The 822-nt window shown below is 76.4% G+C and carries 1 protein-coding gene; it reads left to right on the top strand.

Annotated elements, in window-relative coordinates:
- Positions 1–822 (top strand): caspase family protein (locus L6Q67_RS23590; protein WP_296575974.1); only part of this gene is annotated, 822 nt, incomplete at both ends.

Here is an 822-nt window from a genome sequence, read left to right as displayed (position 1 = left end):
TTCCCGACGCCAACATCCAGCAGCCCGCCGTCGCCGCCCTCGCCAACCCCGACGGCCTGCGCGAGGCACTGGCCCATTTCGACGCCCGCATCGGCCACGGCGACCGCGCCCTGCTCTACATCTCCGGCCCGGGCAGCCAGTCCAGCCAGGGCGGGCACTGCATCGAGACCGTGCTCACCCCCTCCGGCCAGGCCCTCGGCCTCGACGAGCTGTCCCGCTACACCAGCACCCTCGCCCAGAAGGCCGGCCGGCTGGTGGTGGTCGCCGACACCGGCCGCGGCGCCGGCGCGCCCCCCACCGGCCTCACGGGGCGCTTCGTGCCCGCCCCCTGCCGCGGCGACACCCCGCGGGCCGCCCCTCCCGGCCACAACACGCTGCTGATCCGCGCCAGCCGCGCAGGCGCCAATGCCTTCGAAGACAGCCGGGGCGGCCTCGCCACCCAGGCCCTGCTGGCCTGCCTCGACGGCCGCGCCGCACTGGAGAGCCGCAGCGGCCTGCCGGGCGGCGAAGACTGGCGCCACTGCGCCCAACAGCAGCTCGATGCCCGCCCCGGCAGGCAGCAGCTCAGCCTCGCCGGCAACCCGGCCCTGGCGCCGGCCCCCACGCGGGTGTCGGGCGATGGCGCCGGCCAGGTAAGGCCTGCCGAGCTCCTCCAGGCGCTGCACGCCCAGCGCAGCGAAGACCGCCGGGTCGTCGCCACCCCGGCAAGCGCCGCCCGCCAGCTCACCATCAGCGGCCCGGCGGGTGGCTACCTTTATGTGCTGGGCGCCGACGACAAAGGCTTCACGCTGCTCCACCCGGCCGCGGCCTCCGTCGAACGCT

Origin of the sequence: Zoogloea sp. (genome assembly GCF_023150065.1) — a bacterium.
Classification (GTDB): Bacteria; Pseudomonadota; Gammaproteobacteria; order Burkholderiales; family Rhodocyclaceae; genus Zoogloea.
This window is presented reverse-complemented; position numbering and strand designations above follow the sequence as displayed.